Below are 25,760 nucleotides of genomic sequence, written 5' to 3' on the forward strand. Positions count from 1 at the left end.
GGAGAACGATCGTGGCTAGCCCCAACCCTCATGAAGATGACCGTTTCGACTGGCAGGCCGCCGAGGCGGACCTGACCGACCCCACCACCGGCCCGAATGCCGAGGTGGTCGACCTAGATGACGCTCGCGCCCGCCGGCAGGCGACCGCCACGCCCGGCGGTGACGGAAGCGACGTGGCCGATGATGGCGAGGATGCGGAGAGCGTCGCCGATGACCCGGACCGCGACGGCGGGCCGGTCGACGTCGCCGAGGACATCCCCCGCGATGTGCTGGCCCGGCAGCGTCAGCGACGGCCGATCCTGGCCGACTGGGCGCGTTCGTGGCGTGGCTTGCGCGCCGCTGTGCGGCATCAGAGCAAGGACGCCGGTTACGTGGCCGCGTACCACACGGTGCGGCTGCCGAAGTACGCGGCGAAGACCGCCGTTTACGCCCCGCTGGGTCTGTTCCGGGGCGTCGGCCGGGCGTTGCACTGGGCCAGCGCCGAGGAAGGCAACTGGCACTTGCGGCAGGCCGCCGCGTCGCGGGGTGACGCGGACACGTGGATGAAGCTCGACGCGCGTCGGCAGCGTCAGACCGTGTGGCGGTGGTGGGTGCTGGCCGGCGCTGCCGGGGCGATGGTGGCCGGTGCGATCGTGCTGGCCCTCGGCCCGTCCTGGTGGCGGTGGGTCGCTCTGCTGGCGGTACTGCCGCTGCTGGCGACGCTCGGCCGTCCGGCGGACAAGCCGCTGACTGACCGGGTTTCTGAGGGCACCCGGTATCGCAAGCTCACCGCCGAGCTGGTGCGCCGGGCGTTGACGTCGCTGCAACTGCCGGCCATCAACTCCGCGGTGGCCAAGGACGCGAAGGCGATCAGCTTCCCGGTGGACATCCACCGCGACGGCCCCGGCCACCTGGCGGTGGTCGACCTGCCGTACGGGGTGGAGGCGTCCGAGGTGGTCGCCCGGCGGGGCAAGCTGGCCTCGGCGATGCGGCTTCCGTTGGATCAGGTGTGGCCCGAGACGGCACCCGGCCACACCGGACGCCTTGCTTTGTGGGTGGGCTACGAACCGGCGTCGCAGATGACCCCGCCGCCGTGGCCGCTGCTGTCGGCCGGGGCGAAGGTCGATCTGTTCAAGGCGTTTCCATTCGCTACCACGCCCCGGCTGGACACGATCAGCGCGGAGATGATGTTCCGGAACTGGCTGTTCGGTGGTCAGCCCGGATCGGGTAAGACGTTCGCGCTGCGGCTGTTGCTGCTGGCCGCGTCGCTGGACCCGCGTGCGGAGATCCGGGGTTACGAGTTGAAGGGCGTTGGAGACTTCGCCGTGTTGGAGCCGGTCATGAACGAGTACGGCAACGGCTTCGATGACGACACCCTCGCCCGGTGTGCCGCGTTCATCGACTGGCTGTACGAGGAGTGCCGCCACCGCTCCAAGCGCATCGAGCACTACGCGAGGTTGGGCAAGGCACCGGAGAACAAGGTCACCCCGGAACTGGCGTCGCTCAAGGGGTCCGGCCTTCACCCCCTCGTCGCCTGGTTCGATGAGCTGCAAGAGCTGATGACCAGCAAGTACGGCAAGGACGCCGGAGAGAAGTTGGAGAAGGTCATCAAGCTTGGCCGTGCGCTCGGCGTGATGATCGCGATCGGTACGCAGATCCCGGACAAGGACAGCTTGCCGACCGGCATCAGCCGCAACGTCAACTCTCGGTTCTGCCTGTCCGTGGCGGACCAGACCGCGAACGACATGATCCTCGGTACCTCGGCCTACAAGCAGGGGCTGCGTGCCACGGTGTTCGTGCCGGTCGATGAAGCAGGGTGGGGCATCCTGCGCGGGTTCGGGCCGAAGGCGTCGGCGGTGAAGTCGTACTACGTCAACACCGCCACCGCTGCCCAGGTGGTCACCCGTGCCGTCGCGCTGCGGCAGTCGGCCGGGACGCTGCCCGTGCCGGACGAGCAGACCCGCACCGTGGCTCCGGTCGCCGATGTCCTCGGCGACCTGGCCCGCGTGTGGCCGGGGGATGAGAAGTCGGCGTGGAACGAGACGCTGTGCGGTCTGCTCGCCGAGCTGCGACCCGACGTCTACGGCGGGTGGGAAGCCGCGCAGCTCACCACCGCGCTCAAGCCGCACCCGTCGATCAAGGTCGCGGATGTGGGTCGGCGCATCGACGGCAAGTCGGTCACCCGGCGCGGCATCAAGCACACCGACCTCCTCGCCGCGATTGCGGAGCGTGACCGCAAGCGGTCGGCTGACTGACCACCCCGGAGGGTGCTAGCGCTAGCGGCTCGTGCTGCTAGCGCTAGCACCCCCGCTAGCACCGAAACCGAATCATGAGCTGCCATCTAGCGGATAGCAGCTCACGGCCCTTCACGCCCGAAAACCGGCCCAGGAGGCTGTCATGGACCCCCTGACCATCGCCGCTATCACCCTCGCCACCATCCCCGCACTGATCACGCTCGGTTACGGCGTCCTGTGCTGGGTCGCGCCGTTCAAGACCTGCCAACGCTGCGCGGGCACCGGGCAGACCACGACCCGGTTCCTGCGTCGGCCGCGTGCCTGCCGCCGCTGCGACCGGGGCATGAGACTGCGCACCGGACGGCGCGTCTACAACGTCCTGCACCGGCTACGCGCTGAGGCGCACCGATGACCCGCCGGAACGCCGGTCACACCGACTGGTGTGCCGGTGGCCACCGCTGCAACCTCGGCGAACACCGCTCCGACGAAATCGTGGTCGACGCCGGTCACGCGCGGGCGGTGCTCGTGCGCGTGCGGTCCGCCGCCGGCCGCGACCACGCCGAGGTGCGCGTCAGGGTGGCGCTCGCCCCGACCGAGCTGGCCGCCCGCCGTCAGTTGGTCGGCCTGCTCGGCGACGTGCGCCAGGCCGTGACCCGCGCAGCGATCGCGGCGCGACCTCGGCCGCGCCGGGCCGCGTGATGGCCGGGCCGCGCCGCGACGGCGCTTCCCCGCGCGATGCCCGGCTGTCCGGGTTGGAGATCTGGCTCACCGGTACCCCGGCCGAGCTGGACGCCGCCACCGCTGCTTTCGCCGCCGCCGGGCACCGGATCGCCCAACGCGGCACCCGCCGACCGCTGACCGGCGCTGATGCCGGTCGGTGCCGCCTTTACCTGCGGCTGTCCGTCGCCACCGCCACCCGGCCGTCAGGGCGCACGCCGGACACCGGCGGCGCGGCGCTGCTCGACCTGGACACCGCCCGCCGCAAGACCGCCTGATCAGGAGACATTCCCATGCCTGACCTACTCACCGCTGCGCTCGGCCACGCCGAACGCGGATGGCACGTCTTCCCGCTGCGACCCGACGACAAACGACCCGCCTTCCCCGACCACCCCACCGAGCAGTGCACCGGCCGCGACCCGCGCTGCCGCGCTGCTGGCCGGCACCTCGGGTGGGAAGACCGGGCCACCACCGACCCGGACCGCATCCGCCGCGCATGGTCCGCCCGCCCGTACGGCATCGGCATCGCGTGCGGACCGTCTCGCCTCGTGGTGCTCGACCTGGACACCCCGAAACGGTCCGCCGAGGCGGGTGGGCGGGACGGCCTGGCGGTGCTCGCCGAACTGGCCGACACCCACCGGGCGACCATCGACCCGACCTACACCGTCACCACCGGCCGAGGCGGCACCCACCTCTACTACCAGCACCCGACCACCGGCCCGACCCTGCGGAACACCGCCGGGACGCTCGGGCCGATGGTCGACACCCGCGCCGCCGGTGGCTACGTCGTAGCCGCCGGTAGCACCGTCTCCGCACGGCCCTACACGGTGGCGCTCGACGTCGATCCCGCACCGCTGCCGACCTGGCTCGCCGACCTGCTCGCCCCCGCACCGATGCCGCCGCAGCGGCCCGTGGTTGTCGACCTCGGCACCGGGCGGGCCGGTGCCTACGTGCGGGCCGCCATCGCCCGGGAAGTCGACCGGGTGACCGCCGCCGCGCCGGGTGAGCGGAACCGCAGCCTGTACGTGGCCGCCGTCGCGCTCGGGCAACTCGTGGCCGGTGGCGGGCTGACCGAGGATGACGCTCACAGCGTGCTGGAACAGGCAGGCGTGACAGCCGGGCTGCGCACCGCCGAGGCGTACCGCACCGTCCGATCCGGCCTGACCGCCGGTGCCCGCCGGCCTCGGCAGGTGGCCGCATGAGCGCCGCCCGTCTGCACCTCGTGACCACCGACCACCCGGACGCCACCGGCGAGCAGTCGCCGGGCGGGCCGTTGTGGGATGTTCCAGTGCCCTTGACCGGCCCCACCACCGCGCCGCCGCCGTTTCCGGTGGAGGTGTTTCCCCGATGGTTGGGCGACATGGTGACCGGTGTGGCCCGGTTCACCGCCACCGACCCGGCGATGGCCGGCACCCTCGCCATGGCCGTGCTGTCCGCGTGCGCGGGTGGCCGGTTGGAAGTCGAACCGGTGCCCGGGTGGCGGGAGCCGGTGAACGTCTTCGCCGCCGTCATCGCCGGCCCCGGTGAACGGAAGTCCCCGGTGCATCGGGCGATGACCGCGCCTCTGTTCGTCGCTCAGTCGACGCTCGCCGAGGCGGCGCGGCCTCGGATCGCTGAGGCCGCCGCGCTGCGGGACATCGCCGACCGGCAGGCCGAGCAGGCGAAGACGGCAGCGGCGAAGGCCAGCGACCCGCACAAGCGCGACGAAGCAGCGGCCGAGGCGGTCGCCGCTGCCATCGCCGCCGAGGCGATCACGGTGCCGACCCTGCCGAAACTGATCGTGGACGACGCTACCCCGGAAGCGTTGATCGGGTTGATGGCCGCGAATGGTGGCCGGATGGCGATCATCTCGGATGAGGGCGGGATTTTCGACACCCTCGCCGGTCGGTACTCCGGTGCGCCGAACCTTGACCCCTACCTGAAAGGCCACGCCGGGCAGCCGATGAGCAATGAGCGGCAGACCCGCGAAGGCGCATCCGTCGACAAGCCCGCATTGACCGTGTGCGTGATGGCGCAACCGACCGTGCTGCGCAAGTTCGGCGGGAACGCCGACCTGGCCGGGCGTGGCCTGCCGGCCCGGTTCCTGTTCGCCCTACCCCGATCCCTGGCGGGGTATCGGCCGGTGGACACGCCGCCGGTGCCGGAGCAGGTGACCGCCGGCTACCGGCACCGGGTGCACGACCTGGCCGCGACGTTCGCCGAGTGGCCCGACCCGGACGTGGTCACCCTCACCGACGACGCCGGACGGGTGCGGCGGGCCGCCGCCGAGCAGGTCGAAGCCGAGCTGCGGCCCGGCGGAAGCCTGTACGACATGCGCGAGTGGGGCAACAAGCTCACCGGCGCAACCCTGCGGCTGGCCGGGCTGCTGCATGTGGCGCACCATCCGACCGATGCGTGGCTGCGGCCGATCGACGCCGACCGCATGGGCGACGCCGTACGGCTGGCCGAGTTCTTCGCCGCGCACTACCGGACCGCCCTCACCGCGATCGGCACCGACAGCGCGGTGGAGAACGCCCGGTACGTGCTCGGCGTGCTCACCGGCAAGGGCATGACCGCCTTCACCCGCCGGGAGCTACACCGCCGGGTGTCTCGCCGGCTACCGAAGTCCGATGACGTGTCGGCGGTGCTCGCCGAGTTGGCCGCGCTCGGATGGGTCCGCACCGGGCCGGACGGACGCTACGAACTGCACCCACGTGCCACCGCCGAGCAGGAGCCCGGAAGCGTTGACACGCTGACATCCGACCTCGCCAGCGGCGTTTCCGCAGGTCAGGACACGGGCGAGGGTGTCAACGGGCCGCGTTGACAGCCGTTGACAGGCGTTGACAACCCACCATCAGCCCGCCCGGTGTCAACGGGTGTCAACGCCTGTCAACGGGCACCGTTGACACCCACACACCCGCCGCCACCTGCGGAAACGCTCGAATGTCGGCGGATTGTCAACGTGTCAACGCTTCCCGGCCCCACCGCCGGGCGGCACCGGCATCCGACCGGTCCACCGGTGGCCGGAAACGGCCCGCTGAGAGCGCCTGAGAGCGCCACGCCCTACGCCCTACACCGGAACACCCGAGATCTTGCCTCCACGGCGCTCTCAGCGGGCCGCTCTACGCCGTTCTGCGGCGACACCTCCCCGTACCTCCACAAGTGACCGCCACCGACCGGAAGGCCGCCACCGTGCGAATCAGGCTGCACGGCACACCCGCTGAAACAGCCGCAGCACTCAACGCCATCGCCCGAGTGCTGCACATCCGCTCTGCGTCCCGGCCCTACCCCGATCCCCGATCCCCGATGTTCCAGCGCCTCTACATCGACGCCACCCCGAGGGAGGACACCCGCCGATGACCGCCCGCCGCACTTCCACCGGCAACCTGCTCACCCTCGCCGAAGTGCTGGACGAACTTCGCGTACCCCGGTCGACCTTCTTCCGCTGGAAGGCCACCGGCCGCGCACCCCGAACCATCAAGTACCCGAACGGAAGCCTCTACGTACGCCGCCGCGACCTGGACAACTGGCTCAACGATCACGAGGAGGCCGCTTGAGCAGCTACGACGTTCGGATTCACGCGATCCTGGCCAACGACCTATCGGGCAAGCGGAAGTCGTACACGGTCCGATGGAAGGTCGCCGGCAAGCCGTTCCGAAACACGTACGCCACTCGGGCACTCGCCGAGAGCTTCCGATCAAAGCTGGTCGTAGCGCAGCGCGAGGGAACGGCATTCGATGAGAAGACCGGGCTACCGGAACCGATGGCACGGGAACTGAACAGCCGGAATTGGTACGACGTCGCCGTTGCGTTCGTGGATATGAAGTGGCCACGTGCGGCAGCAACTCAGCGCAAGAGCATCGCCGATGCGCTCACCACGGTCACGCTCGCCCTGCTCGCCACGTCACGCGGCGCACCGGATGAGGCCGAGATCCGGCACGCCCTCTACACCTGGACCTTCAACAAGTTGCAGCGCGACCGAGACAACGGCAAACCGCCGGAGCACCTTGCGCCGGTCATCCGGTGGCTCACCGCGAACACGCTGCCGCTAACCGACGTGGCAAATCCAGCCACCATCCGGAAGGCACTTGACGCTCTCACGGTTCGGATCGACGGTGGCCCGGCCCCAGCGAACACAGTGGCAAGAAAGCGGGCCGTCTTCTACAGCGCCTTGAAGTACGCAGTTGAACTTCGCTATCTCGAAGCGCACCCAATGGACTTCATTCAGTGGCGAGCGCCGAAGAACACCGATCAGGTTGACCGGAAGGTGGTCGTGAATCCTGAACAGGCACGTTCCCTACTCTCGGCAGTGCGCAAGCGCGATCCACACTTGGAAGGCTTCTTCGCCTGCATGTACTTCGCCGCGCTCCGTCCCTCCGAGGTAATCCACCTACGCGCAGACGAATGCGAGCTGCCCGAAAAGGGGTGGGGTTGGCTTCACCTCAGTGGCTCAACTCAGCAAGTTGGCGAGGATTGGAGCGACAGCGGCAAATCGTTGGAAGACCGGGAGTTGAAGCACCGGGCGAAGAAGGCGACCCGTGACGTGCCGGCCTGCCCGGAGTTGGTTCGCATCCTGCGGCAGCACGTCGGGAGGCACTGCCGCGACGCCAACGGGCGGATGTTCAACGCCGCTGGCGCGCGACCCGCCCCGGTGTCCAAGAGCACCTATCTGCGCGCCTGGCGGCAGGCACGCGAGGCAGCGCTGACACCGGCTCAGCAGCGCTCACCTCTGGCGCACCGGCCGTACGACCTGCGGCACGCGGCCGTGTCGCTCTGGCTGAACGCCGGAGTGCCGGCTACCCAGGTCGCCCAATGGGCGGGGCACAGCGTGCATGTGCTGTTGAAGGTCTACGCCTCGTGCATCGACGGCCAGGATGAGGCCGCCCGGAAGCGAATCGAGGGAGCGTTAGGCAGCGACGACCAGGCCGAGGAAGCGCCGGGTGACGCCGACACGTAAACGACACGACCAGTGAGACACGGCGGCACCGGGCGAGACAAAGTGAGACTCATTCACTACCAATAGACGCGCCCCCTGATCAGCGTTCGCGCTGGTCAGGGGGCGTTTTTGCTGTCCAGGTGGGCGGAGGGTGTGGGATTCGAACCCACGAAGACATCGCTGCCTTACCGGTTTTCAAGACCAGCGCCATCGGCCACTAGGCGAACCCTCCCGGACCACGCGGTGCGCGGCCGTGCCTAGTCTGCCACGCCGCGTACGTCAGCGAACGGCCGAGCTACCCGGTGCGCCGTGACCACTGACGCTGGGTGGTGCCCGGGGCCGCCGACGTGGAGTCGGCCCGGGATCGGGTAAGACTGGGCCATGCGAGCGATCACCATTGCGGAGCCCGGCGGACCTGACGTACTGAGCTGGAGCGAGGTGCCGGACCCGCAGCCGGGTCCGGGTGAGGTGATCGTGGACGTGCGGGCCACTGCGGTGAATCGGGCCGACCTGTTGCAGCGGCAGGGGCACTATCCGCCTCCGCCGGGCGCGCCCGCGTACCCAGGGTTGGAATGCTCGGGGGTGGTCAGCGCGACCGGTCCCGACGTGGCCGGCGCGCGGGTGGGTGACCAGGTCTGCGCGCTGCTGGCCGGCGGCGGGTACGCCGAACGGGTGGCCGTGCCCGCCGGGCAGTTGCTGCCGGTGCCGGCCGGCGTCGATCTGGTCGACGCCGCGGGGTTGCCGGAGGTGGCGTGCACGGTCTGGTCGAACGTGGTGCAGGTGGCTCGTCTGACGGCGGGAGAGACGCTGCTGGTGCACGGCGGTGGCAGCGGGATCGGCACGTTCGCGATCCAGCTCGGTGCCGCGCTCGGCGCGACGGTGGTGGCGACCGCGCGGGCCGCCAAGCACGAGCGGCTGCGTGAGCTGGGCGCCGACCTGCTTGTCGACTACCGGGAGCAGGACTTTGTCGAGGAGGTTCGGCAGGCCACCGACGGCCGGGGCGCGGATGTCGTCCTGGACATCATGGGCGCGTCGTACCTGGGCCGGAACGTGGCCGCCCTGGCCGCCGACGGGCGGCTGGTGGTGATCGGCATGCAGGGCGGCCGCAAGAGTGAGTTGGATCTGGGTGCGCTGTTGGCCAAGCGCGGCACGGTCGCGGCCACCGCGCTGCGCTCCCGGCCGCTGGAGCAGAAGGCCGCGATCGTACGCGGGGTACGCGAGCAGGTCTGGCCGCTGGTCGAGGCGGGCCGGGTGCGTCCGGTGATCGACCGGCGGCTGCCGATCATCGACGCGGCGCAGGCGCACCGGCTCGTGGCGTCGAACGAGCACGTCGGCAAGGTGCTGCTCACCGTCGGCTGAGCGGTGCCGTGCCCGCCACCGGCAGCCGGGCAGCCGGGCAGCCGGGCAGCCGGGCAGTCGGGCAGCCGGGCAGCCGGGCGGAAGCTAGCCGGGCAGTACGAGTCGGGCTCCGGGGCCCTCACCGCCCAGATTGTCCTCCGGGTTGTAGAGGGTGCAGCGGCGCAGCGAGAGACAGCCACACCCGATGCAGGCGTCCAGGTCGTCGCGGAGCCGACTCATCAACCTGATCTTCTCGTCCAGCCGGGCCCGCCAGGTCGTGGAGAGCTTGGCCCAGTCCTCGGCGGTGGGGGTACGGGCGGCCGGCAGCGAGTCGAGTGCGGACCGGATCTCCTCCAGCGAGATGCCGACCTGCTGAGCGATCCGGATGAAGGCCACCCGGCGCAGCTCGGTGCGGTGGTAGCGGCGTTGGTTGCCGCTGGTCCGCTCGGCCCGGATGAGCCCCAGCCGCTCGTAGTAGCGCAGCGCGGACTGCGCCACCCCGCTTCGGGCGGAGAGTTGACCGATGGTCAATGCTTCCTGCATCACGTCGCCTTGAGTTGAACCTCGCTTCAACTTGCAGGCTATCCGTATGACCACACTCGCCACCACGGCCCGGGTCGCCGAGGCCGCCGCGCCGCTCGACGGGCGCGATCCGGTCGCACCGCTGCTGGAGCGCGTTCGCGCCGGCCGGCAGTTCGGTGCCAACGTCCTGTCCACCCTCGACGTGCTCCAGGTGCTCTACGACCGGGTGCTGCGGATCACCCCGGCGACCGTCGACGACCCCCACCGCGACCGTTTCCTGCTCTCCAAAGGTCACGCGGTGGCCGGCTACTATGCGCTGCTCGCCGCGAAGGGCTTCATCCCGCCCGACTGGCTGGACGACCAGGGTGGGCCGTCGAGCCGGCTCGGCGACCATCCGGACCGCACCCTGATCCCCGGCGTGGAGATCGGCTCGGGCTCGCTCGGGCACGGCCTGGGTCTGGGCATCGGCACCGCCCTGGGGCTACGCGCCCAGGGCCGGCCCGACCCCCGGGTGTACGTGCTGCTCGGCGACGCCGAACTCGACGAGGGCTCCAACCACGAGGCGATCGCGTACGCCGGCGCGGTCGGCCTCGGCAACCTGACCGCGATCGTGGTGGACAACGCCTCCGCCACGCACGGCTGGCCGGGCGGAGTGGCCACCCGGTTCACGGTCAACGGATGGACCGCCGCCACGGTCGACGGGCGGGACCGGGACGCCCTCCACCCGGCGTTGACCGGGCACCACGGCCACCGGCCGCACGCCGTCGTAGCGGTCGTCAGGGACGGTGAGTGATCGTGCGGGACACCTTCGTGGCCACCACAACCGCCTTCCTGAACGACCCGCGGACCGTCATCGTGCTGGCCGACATCTCCGCCGAGGCGTTCGCTCCCGCCGCCGCCCAGCACCCCGACCGGGTGGTCAACGTCGGCATCCGGGAACAACTCATGTTGGGAGTGGCGGGGGGCCTGGCACTGACCGGGCTGCGTCCCATCGTGCACAGCTACGCGCCGTTCCTCGTGGAGCGGACGTACGAGCAGATCAAGCTGGACCTCGATCATCAAGGGGTGGGCGCGGTGCTGGTCAGCGTCGGGGCGTCGTACGACCGCGCGGCAGCCGGCCGCACCCACCTCAGCCCGGCGGACGTCGCACTGATCGACACTCTGCACAACTGGACGGTGCACGTACCCGGCCATCGGGACGAGGTCCCCGGGTTGCTGCGCGACGTGGTCTGCGGCCAGGACTCGGCATACGTGCGGCTCTCCACCCAGAGCAACGCGCAGGCGTACCCGGAGGCGGGCGACCTGCGGGTGCTCCGGGACGCCGGCCCGGGGGCGGCGCTGCTGGTCGCGGTCGGTCCCACGTTGGACGCGGCCCTCGACGCGACCTCGGATCTGCCGGTCACCGTGGCGTACACCCATCGCCCGCGCCCGTTCGACACCGCCGGCCTGCGGGCGCTCGCGGCCAGTGCGGTGATCCTGGTCGAGCCGTACCTGGCGGGCACCTCGACCCGGCTGGTCTCGGACGCGCTGGCCGACCGGCCGCACCGGTTGTTGGCGCTCGGGGTCCGCCGCGAGGAACTGCGCCGGTACGGTTCCGCGGCGGACCATGCCCGGTGGCACGGGCTGGACGCGACCGGCCTACGCCGCTCGATCACCGACTTTCTGTCGCCGGCGCTGGTCTGAGCGTGCCGGTTCGCGGCATGTCGCGGTCTCCGAGGCCGGCGTACGGCCCGACATGCCGCAACCGGCGCCGCCCCATCGCCTCGACCGGCGGGCGGTCAGCGGGCCGAGGCGTCGGGGTTGCGACGGGTGCGCTCCCGGCCGAGGATCCAGATCGCCTCGACGCCGTCCCGCCAGGTGATCTTCTTGCCTTCCTCGCGGCCCCGGGCCCGGTAGCTGATCGGCACCTCGTACGGCCGGATGCGGCGACGCAGCAGCTTGCCGGTCACCTCGGCCTCCATGCCGAACCCTCGGGATCGGACGTCCAACGAGCGGTAGAGCGCGACCGGCATCAGCTTGAAGCAGGTCTCCAGGTCTCCGATGTAGGAGTTGAACAGCACGTTCGCCGCCATGGTGACGCCCTTGTTGCCCATCACGTACCAGAAGCTGTAGGCGCTGTGGCTGCCGAAGGTGCGGTTGCCGTAGACCACCGTCGCCCGCCCGTCCAGCACCGGGGCCAGCAGCTTGGGGATGTCCTGTGGGTCGTACTCCAGGTCGGCGTCGAGGATGACCATGTACTCGCCCTCGGCGTTGGCCACCGCCGTGCGAATGGCCGCGCCCTTGCCCGCGTTGCGCTGGTGCGTGATGACCCTCAACCGGGCGTCGTCGGCGCGCCCGAGGATCTCCCCGGTGCCGTCGCGGCTGCCGTCGTCGACCACCACGAGCTCGATCTCACAGGGGTACTCGACCGCCAGCGCCTGCTTGAGGGCATCCGCGATGCGTTCTTCCTCGTTGTAGACCGGCATGAGGATCGACAGCTTCACGGGAATCTCCACGAGGGCGGGTAATGTGTCGGCCATAGCCTAGCCCGGCAGGTCAGCCGAGTGGCGACGACCACCGACGGCGATCCACGGCCGGGCATTCAGACTGATGGTGTTTACTTCCGCCATGTCGGCCGCCGGCTTCCCGTTCGTCTTGGTTCCCGTCGCCGCCCTCGTTCTGCTCAGCGTGACGTTACGGCCACGCGACGCGGAGACCGTGGCACCACGGCGACTCGGGGCGCTCCGGGCGACCCTCGCCGTCGGTGCCGTCGCGGTGACCACCGTCGAGGTGCTGGGCGCGCTGCGGCTGCTCACCACGCCCGCCTTTGGCCTGGCCTGGTTGCTCTTCCTCGCGGTGGCGGCAGCGGCCGCCGGGTGGCGCCGACGGGCCGACGCCACGGCCCGCAAGGCCGAAGAGCGTGCCATGGTCCCGGTCGAAGGTGCCGGCCCGTCGTCAGCGGACCCCCCGCAATCCCTTTCGCCCGGATCAGCGGGCGTCCTCGCCGAGCCGTCGGGCGCGCGGGTTGCCACGGTCGCCGTGGGACCGGACCGGCCGTCGACACCGTCCGGACCGGACCGACCGCTGGCCGGCGGCTGGCGCAGCGCCGCCAGCGCTTTCTGGCGTACGGCCAGCCGTGGTGAGCGGCTGCTCGCCGGTACGGTCGCCGGGCTGCTCCTGGTCGAGCTGCTGATCGCCCTGCTGGCCGCACCCAACAACTACGACTCGCAGACCTACCACCTGCCCAAGGTGGAACGCTGGGTGGCCCAGGGCGACCTGACGTTCTGGGCGACCGCGATCCACCGCCAGGTGACCATCCCGCCGGGTGCCGAGTACCTGCTGCTGCACCTGCGGCTGCTCACCGGCGGCGACGCGCTGCACCACCTGGTGCAGTGGGCCGCCGGACTGGTCTGCCTGCTCGCGGTCGCCCGGGTGACCGCGCAGCTCGGCGGTGGCCGGCGGGCCCAGTTGCTCACCGTGTTCCTGCTGGCCAGCACACCGATGGTGACCCTGCAGGCGACCAGTACCCAGACCGATCTGGTCTGCGCCGCCTGGGTGCTCTGCGCCGGCACGCTCGCGCTGGACGGGCTGCGCCGCCGTGCGCACCTGGGTGACCTGCTGGTTCTCGGGGCGGCCACCGGGCTGACCGCGGTCACCAAGACCAGCGGCCTGCTCGCGGTCGGTCCGCTGCTGGTGCTCTGGGGGGTGGGCCAGCTACGCCTGGCGTACGCCGACCGGCCGGCCACGCTCCGCCGGACTCCGGTCGCCGGGATCACCCGTACCGTCGGCGCCTCGGTCCTGATCCTGCTGGTGGCCGCCGCGGTGGTCGGCCCCTTCCTGGGCCGGGTGTACGCCGAGTTCGGCCACCCGCTCGGGCCGGAGCGGCTGCGCGAGTCGGTTCCGATGGAGCGGCACGACCCACCGTCGGTGCTGGTGAACGCGCTCCGGATTGCACACACCGCACTGGACACTCCGCTGGCGCCGCTGCGCGAGGTGTCCGCCGAGGCGATCATCGGGGTGGCCGGCCTGATCGGGGTCGACCCGCAGGACCGCGCGATCACGTTCGGGCGGGAGATCTTCCCGGTCGCGTCCTGGTATCCCGACGAGGACCGGGTCGCCTTCCCGCTGGCCGGTGCGCTGGCGCTGATCGGTGCGGTGGCGGCGCTGCGCCGCCCGGCCCGGGTCAGTCCGGGCGCGGCGGGGGCGCTGCGCGCGTACGCCCTGGTGGTGGTCCTCGCCGTGGTGCTGCACACCGCGATGATCAAGTGGCAGCCGTGGGGGAACCGCCTGATCCTCTATGCCCTGGCGGCCTCGGTGCCGCTGGCCGGCCTCTGGCTCGACGCCCTCTTCCGCCGCTCGGGTCAGCTCGGCTCCCGCCTCCGCGAACGGCGCGGCGGCCCGGCGGGCAGCGATGGCAGGCGGCCCGTCGCCGCCGGGCTCGCGGTGACGGTGCTGGCCACCTGCGCACTGGCCGGGGTGTTGTCGGTGTCGTACGGCTTCCCGCGCCGGCTGGTCGGCACGGGCTCGGTCTTCACCACCTCCGACTGGGAGAGCCGGTTCGTGCGGCGTCCACAGTGGGCGGAGGAGTACCGCTGGGCGGCCGACGCGGTCCGGGCTGCCGGCGCGCGCCGGATCGGGTTGTCCCAGCGCAATGACGACTGGGAGTACCCCTGGTGGCTGCTGCTCCGCGACGCGGACGGTACGCCGCCGGACCTGCTGGCGCTTCAGTCGGTGCTGGACGACCGACCACCGGCCGACCCGGCCTCGCTTGACGCGATCCTCTGTGTCGGCAGCCGGAAACTCTGCACCGGCCTGCTGCCCACCGGCTGGCGGCTGGAGTTCCGCAGCTATGTCGGCTACGCCCTGCCCGAGCGGCCGTGACCGGGCAGCCGGCGGTGACCAGGCAGCGCGGCACGCCGAGCGGTCCGGGCGGAAAGAAGCCATTGGCCCGGTTCGGCGCAGCACGTAAGTATTCCGAGACGTATTCACATACCTGCATCGCGCGCGTTACCGTCCGGTAACCCGATCGACGTCCCGCGATCGGACCGAAAGGAGTGCGTCGATGTCTGGTACCCACGCCAGGCGTGAACGGACACCTCGACGGCGCCTTGCCGAGGTCGCCGTCCTCGCCACCGCTCTCGTCCTGCCGATGCTGGCCACGGCCTCACCCGCCGCCGCAGCCGACCGTCCCGCCGTCCAGCCGCTCCCCGCCCACCTCGAAACCATCCGTGCCGCCGAGGCCACCGCGCTCTACGGCGCTCCCGGCATCCGTCCGCTCGACCAGCGCCGCAGCGCACTGATCACCATGGGCGACAGCCAGATCTCCGGCGAGGGGGTCGGCAACTACGTGCCCGGCACCCACCAGCCGGGCAACTGGTGCGACCGCTCGTACGACCAGGCGGTCTTCCGCACCGGTATCGCCGCCGACGAGCGTTACAACATCGCCTGCTCGGGTGCGACGCCGTGGAACTTGATCGTCGGCGGTCCCACCCAACACAACGAGTTGAACCAGGGCGACCATCTCGCGATCAAGGCACGCAACACGCACATCAAGCTGATCTGGGTGGTGGCCGGCGCCAACGGCGACGGCACGATCCAGTTCGGCCCGGTCGCCACCGACTGCGCCGTCCGCCGCGTCTTCTTCCAGGGCCCCTGCTGGCCCACCTACACCGACCAGTGGACGGTACGCACCGACGGCAGCCGCCGGGCCGTCGAGGAGGCACTCACCGACATCCGCCAGACCATGACGAACGCCGGCTACCTCGGCTCCGACTACGAACTGGTGTTCATGTCGTACTCCAGCCCGGCCAGCCCGGACGTGGAGGACAACCCGGACTTCCCCGGCTGGTACGCCGGTGGCTGCCTGCTGTACCTCGCCGACGCCGCGTTCGCCCGGAACAAGGCGGTGCCGCTGTTCGAGTCGGCGCTGCGGGCGGCGGCGGCCAACACCGGCACCCGCTACCTCGATGCCAGCCGTCTCTTCCACGGCCACGAGGTGTGCACCGACAACACCTCGGTACGCGGGCTCTACATCGAGTTGGGCGTCTGGGACGAGAACGCGGCCCGCCAGTCGTTCCACCCGAACTACCGGGGACACGGCATGTTCGCCCAGTGCATCACCCAGTTCTACGCCTCCGGCCAGCAGCAGGGCACCTGCGTCGACCCGGCCAGCACCGGCAACGGCCAGCTCTACCCCGGACTGATGGAGTTTCGGCAGCTGCGCAACGCCGCCACCGGCACCTGCGTGGACGGCAAGGGGTACGACTCACGCAACGGCACGGCCCAGCAGTCGTACCGCTGCCATGGCGGACGTAACCAGGGCTTCTGGTACGACCCGACCCGACAGTCGCTGCACTCCGAGCTCTCGCACGACCGCTGCCTGGACGTGGCCGGTGGTTCGCTGCGGTCAGGCACGGCGGTGAACATCTACGACTGCCATGGCGGCGCCAACCAGAAGTTCACCGTCTCCGGCAACCAGGTCCGCGCCGCCGGTGCCACAAACCTCTGCCTGGCCTTCGACAACCCGCTGCTCGGTACGCCCCGACTGCGCCTGGCCACCTGCTCCAGCAGTTCCCGGCAGCAGTGGTCGTTCGAGTCGCGGTCGTTCGCCCAGCCCGTCGGGTACGGGCGGGACGACTTCATCGGCTCCCGGGTCTACTGACGCCGGGGGCGGGCGGGGCCGCCGGGCCCGGCACCGGGTGATCGAATTTCACCGCGCCGGGCCCGGCGGGCCCACTGTCACTTCTGGTTGAACGGGACGACGATCAGGCGGGCCTGTGCCTGCTCGCCGTTCACGGTGCCGGCCACGCCCAGCTTGGTGCCGACCTTGATGTCCGTGGCGGCGATCGACTTACGCCGTTCGATCACCCGCAGGTCGTCGGTGAAGGTCCAGGTCCGGGTGAAGCCGTCGGTCGACTTGACCGTGATCTTGCCGTCGGCGAGGTCGGTCACCTCGCCGCGCTGCACCGAGACGGTCTTCGTGCCGCCGTCCTTGGTCTGCACCACGACGTCGCCGTGCAGCGTGTTCTTGCGCAGCAGCACCCGTGCCGCCCGACGCTTGCGCCACTCCTCGACCCGCTCCTTGCGCTTGTTGGCCGCGCTCGGGGTCGGCTCCACCGGCGCGGCCACGGTCGCGTCGGGATCCAGCTCTGCCGGGTCGAGACCGAGCGCGGCCAGTGCCTGGCCCTCCGCGCCCATCGCGGCGACCACCTCGACGGCGCTCTCCTGCATCGCGTCCCGCTCGGCCCGGCCCACCCCGCAGCCGGCGGCGGCCAACGCGACCGTCACCAGCAGCGCGCCGGTGGCGGTGAAGGATCCCCTGCGTGCCATTCCTCGTCCTCTCGTCGGTGCTGGTCTGCCGGATCTCGTCGCGCCGCGTCACGGCCGGCGTGGATCCGTGCACCCAGCCTGGACCCGCCGGATGCGCCGACCGTCAGGCCGACGTTCGGGTCAGGTAAGGAATCCCGGCAGCCGGATGGTGAACGCGGCCCCACCCTCGGGCGCGTGCCCGGCGCTTATCTCACCGCCGAGCCGGCGGACCAGGCCGGCGGCGAGCGCGAGCCCGAGCCCACTGCCGACCTTGCGTAGCCCTCGGTAGCGTTGGTGCAGCGCCCCGCGCTCGAAGGCCACCGTCAGGTCGTCGTCGGTCAACCCGGGTCCGCCGTCGCGAACCTCGATCACGCCACCGGCACCCGGGTCGGCACCGGCCGGTCGGACCGCCAGCACCACCGGCGCACCCGGGGGTACCACCCGCAGCGCGTTCTCCAGGAGGCCGTCGATCACCTGTCGGATCCGGCCCGGGTCGGTGTACGCCGGCACCGGCTGCCCCGGCAGCTCCGTCCGGAACGTCACCCCTATCGAGGCGCACCGGTCCGCCCAGGTCCGGCCGGCGTCAGCGGCCAGGCCGGCCAGATCCACCGGCACCGGTTCGAGGGGGAAGTCGACCGCCTCCAGGCGGGCCAGGGCGAGCAGGTCGGTGACCAACCGGTCCAGGTGCTCCGCCTCGGCGAGCATGGTCCGGCCGGTGTCGGCCGCCGACGACGGTTCAACCACCCCGTCGGCCAGCGCCTCGGCGTAGCCACGGATCGCGGTCAGCGGGGTGCGCAGTTCGTGCGAGACGGAGAGCAGGAACTCCCGCTGTCGTCCCTCACTCGTGGCCAGCGCGGCGGCCAGCCCGTTCAGCGCGTACGCCAGGTCGGCCACCTCGGCCGGCGGCTCGACCGGCACCCGGACGGTGCGATCGCCCGCCCGCAGCCGGGCCGCGACGAGGGCCGCTCGGCGGATCGGTCGGGCCAGGCGGCGGGCGAGCAGGAGGCCCGCGACCGCGCCTGCCGCCAGCCCCGCCAGCAGCGGCAGCCAGAGGCCGCGCAGCACCTGACGCCACACTCCCGCCCCGAGCGGACGGGTCAGCACCACGCCGTCGCCGCCGGGCAGCGCCCGGCCCTCGACGAGTGCCCGTTGCCCGTCGACCAGCCGCCGACCGGAGAAGTTCCGCCCGTTGGACACCCGCTTCACCACCTGGGGAGGCAGACCGGCACGGTCGACATCACCGCCCGAGATCAGGTAGATGGTGGTGCCCTGGTTGCCGAGTTGGCGGATCAACCGCTCGCCGGCCAGTTCACGGACCCGGCCGGGGCGTGCCCGCAGCAGCTCGGCGGCGACCTGGGCCTGTGCGGCGAGCGCCTGCCGGTCCCGCCGCTCGGCAGCGCGGACCGCCACCGGCACCGCGACCGCCGCGGTGACCAGGACCGATACGAGGGCCACCGCACAGGTCACCAGCACCGCGCGCGCGGTGAGCGTGCGGCCGGGACGATCAGCCATCAGCGGCGTACCCGACTCCGCGATGGGTCCGGATCACGCTCGCCGCGCCGAGCTTCGCCCTCACCTGAGCCACGTGCACATCGACGGTACGGGTGCCGGCGTGCGCCGCGTATCCCCAGACCGCGGCCAGCAGTTCCTCCCGTGAGAAGACCCGGCCCGGCCGGCTCATCAGGTGGGCCAGCAGGTCGAACTCGGTGGAGGTGAGCTGCACCGGAGCGCCGTCGGCGGTGACCGACCTGCGATCGGGGTCGACGGTGACCCGGCCGAGCATGACGGGCTGCCCGACGCCGCCTGGCGGGCCGGCGGCCCGGCGCAGCACCGCCCGCAGTCGGGCGACGAGTTCGCGAGGGCTGAACGGTTTGGTGACGTAGTCGTCGGCCCCCAGTTCCAGGCCGACGACGCGGTCCACCTCGTCGTCGCGAGCGGTGAGGAAGATGACCGGCGTCCAGTCGCCGGCCTCGCGCAACCGACGACAGATCTCGGTGCCGGCCAGCCCCGGCAGGGCGATGTCGAGCACGCAGGCCACCGGACGCAACCGGCGGGCCGCCGCGAGGCCGGCACTGCCGTCCCGTTCGACGTGTACGCCGAAGCCGTCCCGGCTGAGGTAGAGCCGGACCAGGTCGGCGATGCTCGGTTCGTCCTCCACCACGAGGACCAGCCCGCGTTGCGGGTTCTCGGCGGTCACTGGGCCATGATTGCCGATTGACGAGACTCGGCAGCGTCAGGCTGTGTTCGAATTCGGTAAGAAGACCCGGTCAGTGGGCCACGACGGGCTGGAAGGCACCCGGTCGGGCGGCGGGCGCTTCGGCGACGGTGGCCACGATCCGCGGCTGTGCGCTGCGTACGCGGGTACGGAAGGCGTGATTGAGCAACGCGTCCAGCTGCCACACCTGCTTCGGGTGCTGGGTGCGGATCAGGAAGCGCTCGCGGATGCCGTCGATCGCGGTGGCGGCCAGTTCCACGCAGTGCAGGCGCGGGTCGGGGCTCCAGGTGACGTGGCTCAGCTCGCGGAGCTCCGTGTTGAGGTGCAGGCGGAGCCGATGCAGCACCCGGGTCTGCCGGGTGACCACCAGCCTCCGGTGGGTGAGCAGTAGGAGGTATTCCCCGTCGACCGGTCGGTCGGGCCGGCTGCACCGGGTGACCAGGATGGTGGCGTCGCCGGAGCCCACGCAGCGGCGGAACACCGGCATGTGCCGACTGGCGGTCTGCACCGCCAGGCCGGCCTCGGCGGCGGCCGGAAGGAACGTTCGGGAGAAGACGTCCATGACCTGCCCAACGACCCTGTCCGCACGGTGACATGGCCGATGGACATGCTTTCTGCAATTTCCACACCGCCCCGCCCACCTCGGCCACCCCCGCTCGCCTCGGCCAGTTGACCAAGAAGTTCTGGTCGCCCGAGCGCCGGTCAGGGGACCAGAACCTCTTGATCGACTTGACTCGGCGAGGTCAGAGGAGTTCGAGGATGGTGGCGTTGGCCATTCCGCCGCCCTCACACATGGTCTGGAGGCCGTAGCGGATGGTGTTGTCGCGCATGTGGGCGAGCATCGTGGTCATGATGCGGGCACCGGAGCCGCCGAGCGGATGCCCCAGGGCGATCGCACCGCCGCGCGGGTTGAGCCGCTCCGGGTCCGCCTCGGTCTCCGCCAACCAGGCCAGCGGTATGGGGGCGAACGCCTCGTTCACCTCGTACACCCCGATCTCCTCGATGCCCAGCCCCGCGCGACGCAGTGCCTTCGCGGTGGCCGGGATCGGCGCGGTCAGCATGGCGACCGGGTCGTCGGCCGCGACCACGGCGGTGTGGACCCGGGCCAGCGGGCGCAGCCCGTGCCGGCTGGCCCACTCGCTCGTGGTGACCGCGAGCGCGGCGGCACCGTCGGAGATCTGCGAGGCCGAACCGGCGGTCACCACACCGTCCGGGCGGAACGGAGTGGACAGTTCGCCCAGCTTCTCCAGCGACGTGTCGCGCCGGATGCCCTCGTCGACCGCGAACTTGCCGCCGTCGGCGAGCGCCACCGGGGCGACTTCGGCCTCGAACGCGCCCGCGTCCTGCGCGGCGGCGGCCTTCTCGTGGCTGGTCAACGCGAACTCGTCGAGCTGGGTGCGGGACAGGCGCCACCGCTGGGCGATCAGCTCCGCCCCGACGCCCTGGCTGAAGGGGAGCGGGGAGTCCTCGGCGACACCCTCGACCCCCCGGTAGCGGGTCAGGATCTGCTCGCTGAACGGCGTTCCACCGACCACGCTGGAGCCCATCGGCACCCGGGTCATCGACTCGACGCCGCCCGCGACGACCAGGTCCGCCTGACCGGAGAGCACGGTGGCCGCAGCGAAGTGCAGGGCCTGCTGGCTGGAACCGCACTGCCGGTCCAGGGTGGTGCCGGGCACCGACTCGGGCCAGCCGGCGGCCAGTACGGCGTTCCGGGCCACGTTCCACGACTGTTCCCCGACCTGGGAGACGCAGCCCCAGACCACGTCGTCCACCTGAACCGGATCGATCCCGGTGCGTTCGGCGAGGGCCCGCAGGACGTGTGCGGACAGATCCACCGGGTGCACCGTGGCCAGGCTGCCCTTGCGCCGCCCGACCGGGGTGCGCACCGCACCAACGATAACCGCGTCACTCATGTTTACTCCCCGGTAACCTGGGCTGGTCCCGATCCTACGCCCCGCCGGGTCGACCGCCACGCCCCCGCCCACGTGAACGCCGGCCGGACGCTCCGCGGCGGATGCCGGTGACCGGCGGCGCTGGCATGCTGGTGCCGTGGCGTACGACACCATCGCACAGCAGTGGCGGGTGCCTCTGGGCCTACCGTTCCTGAAGCTGGCTGCCGCAGCCAGCGTGCTCGCCCTGGGAATCCTGCTCGCCGCGGGTGACCCGCTCCGACCGGTGCTCGGCGGGTTGGCCGCAGCGGTTCTCACCGGGTGGGGCCTGCGGGATCTGCTCGCGCCGGTCCGGTTGGCGGTGGACCCGACCGGCATCACCGTACCGGCCGGGCTGCTGGGCCGGCGGCACCTGCCCTGGCCGATGGTGGAGACCATCCAGGTGCACCGCCGGTCCGGGCGCGGACTGGCCGGACCGACCCTGGAGATCGATACGGGCGATTCACTGCACCTGTTCAGCCGGCTCGATCTCGGTGCCGATCCGGGCGAGGTCGCCGACGCGTTGCGCACCGCCCGGGCGGGAAGCCCGGGCGGCCCCGGTTGATCGGCGCTCTGGCAGCCGATATGACCGGGCCGACGGTGCCGTGTCGGGCAGCGGTCAGCCCAGCAGCGCGGCCGTGCGGACCAGGGCCATCCCGAGCAGCGCCACGACGATGATCGCGCCGCCGCCGAACTGCACCAGGGTCCGGCGCGACCGCGGCGCGTAGGCCAGCACCAGCGCCATCAGCGCGCCGAACACCAGGCCGCCCAGGTGACCGGCGATGGAGATCTGCGGCACGGTGAAGGTGAAGATCAGGTTGATCACGAGGATGGGGAGGATGGCCGAGGTGTCCCGACCCAGGCGTCGCATGATCACAAAGATCGCCGCGAAGAGGCCGAAGATGGCGGTCGACGCTCCCGCCGACATCTGGTTGGGCGCGCTGAACACGTATACCGCGACGTTGCCGCCGAAGCCGGCGATCAGGTAGAGCGCGGCGAAGCGCAGCGGCCCGAGCACCGCCTCCAGCGAGCGGCCGAGCACCCAGAGCGCCCACATGTTCAGCAGCAGGTGCACCACGCCGTAGTGCAGGAACATCGCGGTGATCAGGCGGTACCACTGGCCCTCGGCGACACCGCCGATGGTGCCGTCGAGGAACATCGCCCGGCCCAGCACCGCACCCCACTCGGTCAACGGGGTGCTGCCGCCCATCAGCCCGCCGAAGCCGTTACCGCCGGCCGCCGCGTCCCCGCCCCGGTCGGAGGCGATCGAGACCAGCATCACCAGCAGGTTGAGGGCGATCAGGGTCTTGGTCACGTAGCCGTGTCGGCCGACGACCCCGCCGCCGAAGGCGGTCCGCGCCGGGCGCACGCCGCGGCGTCCCTCCGACACGCACTCCGGGCACTGGAACCCGACCGACGCCTCGTTCATGCAGTCCGGGCAGATCGAACGGTCGCAGCGGGTGCAACGGACATACGTTTCCCGGTCGGGGTGGCGGTAGCAGGCCGGCGTGGTCGGCGGGGACTCGCTCATCGCTGGCCCCAGACACCCGAGCGCTCAGTCATGCGAGCAAAGGTACCCCGAGCCGCCACTCAGGCGGGTCGAGGCGTACCGGCCCAGCCGTGGCGGAGTGCTGACGGCCGCCGCCACGTCGACGCCTGCGCGGCCCTGGCGGCCGCCGGCAGAGCGAAGACTGGTCCGGACACCGGTGGGGTGTCCGGACCAGTCCGCAAGCCGCCGGTCGTCGTCGACGTGCCCGAGCTGGCACTCGGCGAGTTGGACGACCAGACCATGGACCCGCACGGCGGGCCGGCCCTTCGGCACCGCCCGCAGACGCCCGGTCAGGCCGAGCGCTCGATCTCGACGCGCTCGATGACGACGTCCTGGAGCGGCCGGTCGCTGGGGCCGGTCGGGGTGTTGGCGATCGCCTCGACGATCTTCGCGGACTGCTCGTCGGCTACCTGCCCGAAGATGGTGTGCCGGTTGTTCAGGTGCGGCGTCGGCGAGACGGTGATGAAGAACTGCGAGCCGTTGGTGCCGGGCCCGGCGTTCGCCATCGCCAGCAGGTACGGCCGGTCGAACCGCAGCTCGGGGTGGAACTCGTCGGCGAAGGTGTAGCCCGGCCCGCCCCGGCCGGTGCCCGTCGGGTCACCCATCTGAATCATGAAACCGCTGATCACCCGGTGCGAGATGGTGCCGTCGTAGTACGGACCACTGCCCAGCTGCCCGGTCCGCGGGTCGGTGTACTCGCGGGTGCCCTCGGCCAACTCGACGAAGTTGCGGACGGTCTTCGGGGCGTGGTTGCCGAAGAGCTCCAGCCGGATCGGGCCGGCGTTGGTGTGCAGGGTGGCGTAGACAGCCTCAGCCACGGGTACTCCTTATTCGTTGGTCAGTTCCATGCGGATCCTCCCATGTGCCCGATCTGGACATGCGGAGGCATCCGAAGGTGGAGGATGAGACAGAGCAACTCCCAGGAGGTGGGACCGTGTTTGGAAACTGGCGGCGAAAGACCCAGGCGCAGTTGGCTCGGGCCGAATTGAACCGCAGCATCGGTCACCTGAGGCAGGCCGCCACGCATGCCGCGAGGGGTGCCGGCGACACGGTCGGCCCGCGATTCCAGGCGGCCCGCGGTGCGGTGGCACCGACCGCCGTCGTGGTCCGGGACCGGGCATCGAACGGCCTCGCATCGACGGCCGCAGCCCTCACGCCGCTTGCTCTGGCCGTACGTCACGCGCAGTCCGACGCGGCCGATCGGGCCGCCAAGGGGAAGAAGGCCGCGGTTGCCAAGCAGGCCGCGGTCAGTAGGAAGGCGAAGAAGATGAAGGCGAAGAAGAAGTCCCGCCGGAGCGGGACCATGATCGGCCTGCTGGCCGCCGGTACGGTGGCCGGGCTGGCCGGCGCGATGGCCCTGCGGCGGCACCGCGAGCAGCAGGAGTGGGCCGAGTACGACGCGGGTGCCGCGCTTGAGCCGATGCACGAGGAGGTGGAGACCATCGAGGTGCGCACGACCGGCCCGGCCGGTGCCGGCAAGGTCTCGACCGGAGCGGGCAGCTCGGCGGTGGCCAGCGGCGACAGCGCCTCCACCACCGCGACCGCGCCGTCCGGGGTCGCCGCCACCGGGAAGGTCCCCGCGGTTGCCGAGGGTGCGCGCACCAGCACCGGCCGCCCCGCCGACGACCTGAGCAAGGCCACCAACCACAAGTCCAACACCCGCGCCTGACGCCTCCCCTCCCACCCCCACCGCCGTCGAGGTTGATCATGAAGTTGTTGCCGCGCACGCCGGTGTGTCGCGGCGACAACTTCATGGTCAGCGCAGACAGCGACACGGGCGGTCGGGGGAGGGAGGGCCGGGTCAGAGCCAGTCGTTGCGGCGGAACCAGCGGTAGAGGGCCAGCGAGATGCTGAGCATCAGGGCCAGCACCACGGGGTAGCCGTAGGTCACCCTCAGCTCCGGCATGAAGTCGAAATTCATGCCGTAGATGCCGGCGATCGCGGTCCACACGGCGGCGATGGCCGCCCAGGCCGCGATCTTGCGCATGTCGTTGTTCTGGTCGACCGTCACCTGGGCCAGCCGCGCCTGGAGGATCGAATTGAGCAGGTCGTCGTAGGAGTTGACCTGCTCGACGGTGCGGCTGAGATGGTCCTGCACGTCGCGGAAGTAGCGGCGCACCTCCTTGGGCACGTCCCGGTTCATCTGCGAGGTCAGCGTCACCAGCGGCCGTTGCAACGGCATCACCGCCCGCTTGAACTCGACCAGTTCCCGCTTCATCTGGTAGATCCGCTGGATCCGGCCGCTGGTCTGGCGGTCGAAGACCTCCGTCTCCAGCACGTCCATGTCGTCCTCAAGCTGGTCGGCAACCTCCAGGTAGAGGTCGACGACCCGGTCCGTGATCGCGTACGCCACCGCCCAGGGACCGTTGAGCAGCAGCTCCTGGCGAGCCTCCAACTCCTCGCGTACGGGCGCGAGCCGGCAGGCGTCGCCGTGCCGGACACTGATCACGAACTGCGGGCCGATGAAGAGCATCACCTGCCCGGTCTCCACCACCTCGGAGTTCTCCGTCAGCTCGGTGTGCTCGCAGTAGCGGGCGGTACGCAGCACCAGGAAGCTGACCTCGCCGAACCGTTCCAGCTTCGGACGCTGCTGGGCCTTGACCGCGTCCTCCACGGCCAGTTCGTGCAGCCCGTACGTGGTGGCGATCTCGGTCATCTCGGCCAGCTCCGGCTCGTGCAGGCCGAGCCAGACGAAGCCTGTCTCGGCGCTACGAGCCGCGGCCAGCGCGTCGGCGTAGTCCCAGTCGCCGGCCTGCCGTTGACCGTCGAGATAGAGCGCGCAGTCGACCACCGCGCTGCGTCGCCGGTCAACCGCCGGCTCACCCGACTGCGATCCGTCCGAGCTGAGCCGGCGCGTCACGGCCCGCACGGGTGACCAGTTCCGGGGGCGCAGGGCGCGGCTCCCGTTGGCGCTCGCGTTCCGGTTGCCAGCGGTGGCCGGGCCGTCCGAGGAGGTCGTCCCCGCGCGTTGCGTCCGCTCCGTCATCACGCCCTCCCCCCGCCGGCTGCGGTTTGCAGGTTACGCCGCCGCAGTGATCATGGCCGGCCCGCAGGGGTGGCGCCGGACGGACCG

General features: G+C 71.3%; 25 protein-coding genes, 1 tRNA gene and 1 pseudogene. 16 read left to right on the forward strand and 11 right to left on the reverse strand.

Translation table 11 applies throughout. The features are described from left to right. Window positions 1–11: 11 nt before the first annotated feature. From KBX50_RS08625 to KBX50_RS08665, 9 genes are all read left to right on the forward strand, one after another. Window positions 12–2,234, forward strand: coding sequence for a cell division protein FtsK (locus KBX50_RS08625; RefSeq protein WP_307870889.1), 2,223 nt, complete (start codon window positions 12–14; stop codon window positions 2,232–2,234). Window positions 2,235–2,376: 142 nt separating this feature from the next. Next, the gene (locus tag KBX50_RS08630; RefSeq protein WP_210936122.1) at window positions 2,377–2,625 is read left to right on the forward strand and encodes a hypothetical protein; all 249 of its coding nucleotides are present in this window, start codon (window positions 2,377–2,379) and stop codon (window positions 2,623–2,625) included. Beyond that, the gene (locus KBX50_RS08635; RefSeq protein ID WP_210936123.1) at window positions 2,622–2,912 is read left to right on the forward strand and encodes a hypothetical protein; all 291 of its coding nucleotides are present in this window, start codon (window positions 2,622–2,624) and stop codon (window positions 2,910–2,912) included. The genes KBX50_RS08630 and KBX50_RS08635 overlap by 4 nt, the downstream gene beginning before the upstream one ends. Next, window positions 2,912–3,208, forward strand: a complete 297-nt coding sequence (locus tag KBX50_RS08640; RefSeq protein WP_210936124.1) for a hypothetical protein — start codon at window positions 2,912–2,914, stop codon at window positions 3,206–3,208. The genes KBX50_RS08635 and KBX50_RS08640 overlap by 1 nt, the downstream gene beginning before the upstream one ends. A 15-nt stretch (window positions 3,209–3,223) precedes the next feature. Further along, window positions 3,224–4,132 carry a bifunctional DNA primase/polymerase gene (locus tag KBX50_RS08645; protein ID WP_210936126.1) on the forward strand — a complete coding sequence of 303 codons (909 nt, stop codon included), beginning with the start codon at window positions 3,224–3,226 and terminating at the stop codon, window positions 4,130–4,132. Next, on the forward strand, window positions 4,129–5,733 hold the full coding sequence (locus tag KBX50_RS08650) for a YfjI family protein (RefSeq protein ID WP_210936128.1): 1,605 nt from the start codon (window positions 4,129–4,131) through the stop codon (window positions 5,731–5,733). Before KBX50_RS08645 ends, KBX50_RS08650 begins: the two co-directional genes overlap by 4 nt. A gap of 338 nt (window positions 5,734–6,071) precedes the next feature. Further along, window positions 6,072–6,269, forward strand: coding sequence for a hypothetical protein (locus KBX50_RS08655; protein ID WP_210936377.1), 198 nt, complete (start codon window positions 6,072–6,074; stop codon window positions 6,267–6,269). Continuing rightward, window positions 6,266–6,466: an AlpA family transcriptional regulator gene (locus tag KBX50_RS08660; protein ID WP_210936130.1), complete on the forward strand. Its 201-nt coding sequence runs from the start codon at window positions 6,266–6,268 to the stop codon at window positions 6,464–6,466. Before KBX50_RS08655 ends, KBX50_RS08660 begins: the two co-directional genes overlap by 4 nt. Beyond that, complete coding sequence (locus KBX50_RS08665) at window positions 6,463–7,866, forward strand: tyrosine-type recombinase/integrase (RefSeq protein ID WP_210936132.1); 1,404 nt, start codon at window positions 6,463–6,465, stop codon at window positions 7,864–7,866. The genes KBX50_RS08660 and KBX50_RS08665 overlap by 4 nt, the downstream gene beginning before the upstream one ends. Before the next feature lie 124 nt (window positions 7,867–7,990). Here KBX50_RS08665 and KBX50_RS08670 read toward each other — a convergent pair. Then, a tRNA-Ser gene (locus KBX50_RS08670) sits at window positions 7,991–8,077 on the reverse strand. Between the two features lie 149 nt (window positions 8,078–8,226). Between KBX50_RS08670 and KBX50_RS08675 the strand changes: the two genes are divergently transcribed. Then, the gene (locus KBX50_RS08675) at window positions 8,227–9,204 is read left to right on the forward strand and encodes an NAD(P)H-quinone oxidoreductase (RefSeq protein ID WP_210936134.1); all 978 of its coding nucleotides are present in this window, start codon (window positions 8,227–8,229) and stop codon (window positions 9,202–9,204) included. Between the two features lie 84 nt (window positions 9,205–9,288). On the opposite strand, the gene soxR is transcribed toward KBX50_RS08675, so the two are convergent. After that, complete coding sequence (soxR, locus tag KBX50_RS08680) at window positions 9,289–9,726, reverse strand: redox-sensitive transcriptional activator SoxR (RefSeq protein WP_210936136.1); 438 nt, start codon at window positions 9,724–9,726, stop codon at window positions 9,289–9,291. Between the two features lie 46 nt (window positions 9,727–9,772). Between soxR and KBX50_RS08685 the strand changes: the two genes are divergently transcribed. Together KBX50_RS08685 and KBX50_RS08690 are read left to right on the forward strand one after the other, a co-directional pair. Continuing rightward, complete coding sequence (locus tag KBX50_RS08685) at window positions 9,773–10,498, forward strand: transketolase (protein WP_210936138.1); 726 nt, start codon at window positions 9,773–9,775, stop codon at window positions 10,496–10,498. Window positions 10,499–10,500: 2 nt separating this feature from the next. Then, complete coding sequence (locus tag KBX50_RS08690; RefSeq protein WP_210936140.1) at window positions 10,501–11,388, forward strand: transketolase family protein; 888 nt, start codon at window positions 10,501–10,503, stop codon at window positions 11,386–11,388. A gap of 95 nt (window positions 11,389–11,483) precedes the next feature. On the opposite strand, the gene KBX50_RS08695 is transcribed toward KBX50_RS08690, so the two are convergent. Next, window positions 11,484–12,188, reverse strand: coding sequence for a glycosyltransferase family 2 protein (locus KBX50_RS08695; protein WP_093410897.1), 705 nt, complete (start codon window positions 12,186–12,188; stop codon window positions 11,484–11,486). Window positions 12,189–12,312: 124 nt separating this feature from the next. On the opposite strand from KBX50_RS08695, the gene KBX50_RS08700 reads away from it, so the two are divergent. Both KBX50_RS08700 and KBX50_RS08705 read left to right on the forward strand, forming a co-directional pair. Further along, on the forward strand, window positions 12,313–14,565 hold the full coding sequence (locus KBX50_RS08700) for a hypothetical protein (protein ID WP_210936142.1): 2,253 nt from the start codon (window positions 12,313–12,315) through the stop codon (window positions 14,563–14,565). A gap of 181 nt (window positions 14,566–14,746) precedes the next feature. Then, complete coding sequence (locus KBX50_RS08705) at window positions 14,747–16,345, forward strand: ricin-type beta-trefoil lectin domain protein (protein WP_210936144.1); 1,599 nt, start codon at window positions 14,747–14,749, stop codon at window positions 16,343–16,345. A gap of 77 nt (window positions 16,346–16,422) precedes the next feature. On the opposite strand, the gene KBX50_RS08710 is transcribed toward KBX50_RS08705, so the two are convergent. The 5 genes and pseudogenes from KBX50_RS08710 to KBX50_RS08730 form a co-directional block, all read right to left on the reverse strand. After that, window positions 16,423–17,013, reverse strand: a complete 591-nt coding sequence (locus tag KBX50_RS08710) for a hypothetical protein (RefSeq protein ID WP_210936146.1) — start codon at window positions 17,011–17,013, stop codon at window positions 16,423–16,425. Between the two features lie 103 nt (window positions 17,014–17,116). Further along, window positions 17,117–18,504, reverse strand: a pseudogene (locus KBX50_RS08715) (sensor histidine kinase). Continuing rightward, window positions 18,497–19,189: a response regulator transcription factor gene (locus tag KBX50_RS08720; protein WP_210936148.1), complete on the reverse strand. Its 693-nt coding sequence runs from the start codon at window positions 19,187–19,189 to the stop codon at window positions 18,497–18,499. The pseudogene KBX50_RS08715 and the gene KBX50_RS08720 overlap by 8 nt, the downstream one beginning before the upstream one ends. A 70-nt stretch (window positions 19,190–19,259) precedes the next feature. Continuing rightward, a complete protein-coding gene (locus KBX50_RS08725) occupies window positions 19,260–19,769 on the reverse strand; it encodes a hypothetical protein (protein ID WP_210936149.1) in 510 nt (169 codons plus the stop codon). Window positions 19,770–19,950: 181 nt separating this feature from the next. Beyond that, window positions 19,951–21,123 carry an acetyl-CoA C-acyltransferase gene (locus KBX50_RS08730; RefSeq protein WP_210936150.1) on the reverse strand — a complete coding sequence of 391 codons (1,173 nt, stop codon included), beginning with the start codon at window positions 21,121–21,123 and terminating at the stop codon, window positions 19,951–19,953. Between the two features lie 136 nt (window positions 21,124–21,259). On the opposite strand from KBX50_RS08730, the gene KBX50_RS08735 reads away from it, so the two are divergent. Further along, a complete protein-coding gene (locus KBX50_RS08735) occupies window positions 21,260–21,703 on the forward strand; it encodes a PH domain-containing protein (protein ID WP_307870890.1) in 444 nt (147 codons plus the stop codon). Between the two features lie 54 nt (window positions 21,704–21,757). Here the strand turns inward: KBX50_RS08735 and KBX50_RS08740 are convergent, their stop codons facing one another. Beyond that, window positions 21,758–22,669: a rhomboid family intramembrane serine protease gene (locus KBX50_RS08740; protein WP_210936151.1), complete on the reverse strand. Its 912-nt coding sequence runs from the start codon at window positions 22,667–22,669 to the stop codon at window positions 21,758–21,760. Window positions 22,670–22,977: 308 nt separating this feature from the next. Then, window positions 22,978–23,505 (reverse strand): peptidylprolyl isomerase, encoded by a 528-nt coding sequence (locus KBX50_RS08745; RefSeq protein ID WP_210936152.1) that lies wholly within the window; start codon window positions 23,503–23,505, stop codon window positions 22,978–22,980. 59 nt (window positions 23,506–23,564) lie between these two features. Here KBX50_RS08745 and KBX50_RS08750 point away from each other — a divergent pair, with 59 nt between their 5' ends. Continuing rightward, a complete protein-coding gene (locus KBX50_RS08750; protein ID WP_210936153.1) occupies window positions 23,565–24,356 on the forward strand; it encodes a hypothetical protein in 792 nt (263 codons plus the stop codon). A 132-nt stretch (window positions 24,357–24,488) separates the two neighbouring features. On the opposite strand, the gene corA is transcribed toward KBX50_RS08750, so the two are convergent. Beyond that, window positions 24,489–25,673 carry a magnesium/cobalt transporter CorA gene (corA, locus tag KBX50_RS08755; protein WP_210936155.1) on the reverse strand — a complete coding sequence of 395 codons (1,185 nt, stop codon included), beginning with the start codon at window positions 25,671–25,673 and terminating at the stop codon, window positions 24,489–24,491. Between the last annotated feature and the right edge of the window lie 87 nt (window positions 25,674–25,760).

The organism is Micromonospora sp. C51 (assembly GCF_018070435.1).
Taxonomy (GTDB): Bacteria; Actinomycetota; Actinomycetes; order Mycobacteriales; family Micromonosporaceae; genus Micromonospora; species Micromonospora sediminimaris.

Coding starts and splice junctions, on each gene's coding strand:
- KBX50_RS08630 (WP_210936122.1), top strand. CDS start 2,377: ATGGACCCCCTGACCATCGCCGCTATCACCCTCGCCACCATCCCCGCA.
- KBX50_RS08635 (WP_210936123.1), top strand. CDS start 2,622: ATGACCCGCCGGAACGCCGGTCACACCGACTGGTGTGCCGGTGGCCAC.
- KBX50_RS08645 (WP_210936126.1), top strand. CDS start 3,224: ATGCCTGACCTACTCACCGCTGCGCTCGGCCACGCCGAACGCGGATGG.
- KBX50_RS08740 (WP_210936151.1), bottom strand. CDS start 22,669: ATGAGCGAGTCCCCGCCGACCACGCCGGCCTGCTACCGCCACCCCGAC.
- KBX50_RS08750 (WP_210936153.1), top strand. CDS start 23,565: ATGCGGAGGCATCCGAAGGTGGAGGATGAGACAGAGCAACTCCCAGGA.
- KBX50_RS08640 (WP_210936124.1), top strand. CDS start 2,912: ATGGCCGGGCCGCGCCGCGACGGCGCTTCCCCGCGCGATGCCCGGCTG.
- KBX50_RS08650 (WP_210936128.1), top strand. CDS start 4,129: ATGAGCGCCGCCCGTCTGCACCTCGTGACCACCGACCACCCGGACGCC.
- KBX50_RS08660 (WP_210936130.1), top strand. CDS start 6,266: ATGACCGCCCGCCGCACTTCCACCGGCAACCTGCTCACCCTCGCCGAA.
- KBX50_RS08705 (WP_210936144.1), top strand. CDS start 14,747: ATGTCTGGTACCCACGCCAGGCGTGAACGGACACCTCGACGGCGCCTT.
- KBX50_RS08710 (WP_210936146.1), bottom strand. CDS start 17,013: ATGGCACGCAGGGGATCCTTCACCGCCACCGGCGCGCTGCTGGTGACG.
- corA (WP_210936155.1), bottom strand. CDS start 25,673: ATGACGGAGCGGACGCAACGCGCGGGGACGACCTCCTCGGACGGCCCG.
- KBX50_RS08675 (WP_210936134.1), top strand. CDS start 8,227: ATGCGAGCGATCACCATTGCGGAGCCCGGCGGACCTGACGTACTGAGC.
- KBX50_RS08725 (WP_210936149.1), bottom strand. CDS start 19,769: ATGGACGTCTTCTCCCGAACGTTCCTTCCGGCCGCCGCCGAGGCCGGC.
- KBX50_RS08700 (WP_210936142.1), top strand. CDS start 12,313: ATGTCGGCCGCCGGCTTCCCGTTCGTCTTGGTTCCCGTCGCCGCCCTC.
- KBX50_RS08730 (WP_210936150.1), bottom strand. CDS start 21,123: ATGAGTGACGCGGTTATCGTTGGTGCGGTGCGCACCCCGGTCGGGCGG.
- soxR (WP_210936136.1), bottom strand. CDS start 9,726: ATGCAGGAAGCATTGACCATCGGTCAACTCTCCGCCCGAAGCGGGGTG.
- KBX50_RS08685 (WP_210936138.1), top strand. CDS start 9,773: ATGACCACACTCGCCACCACGGCCCGGGTCGCCGAGGCCGCCGCGCCG.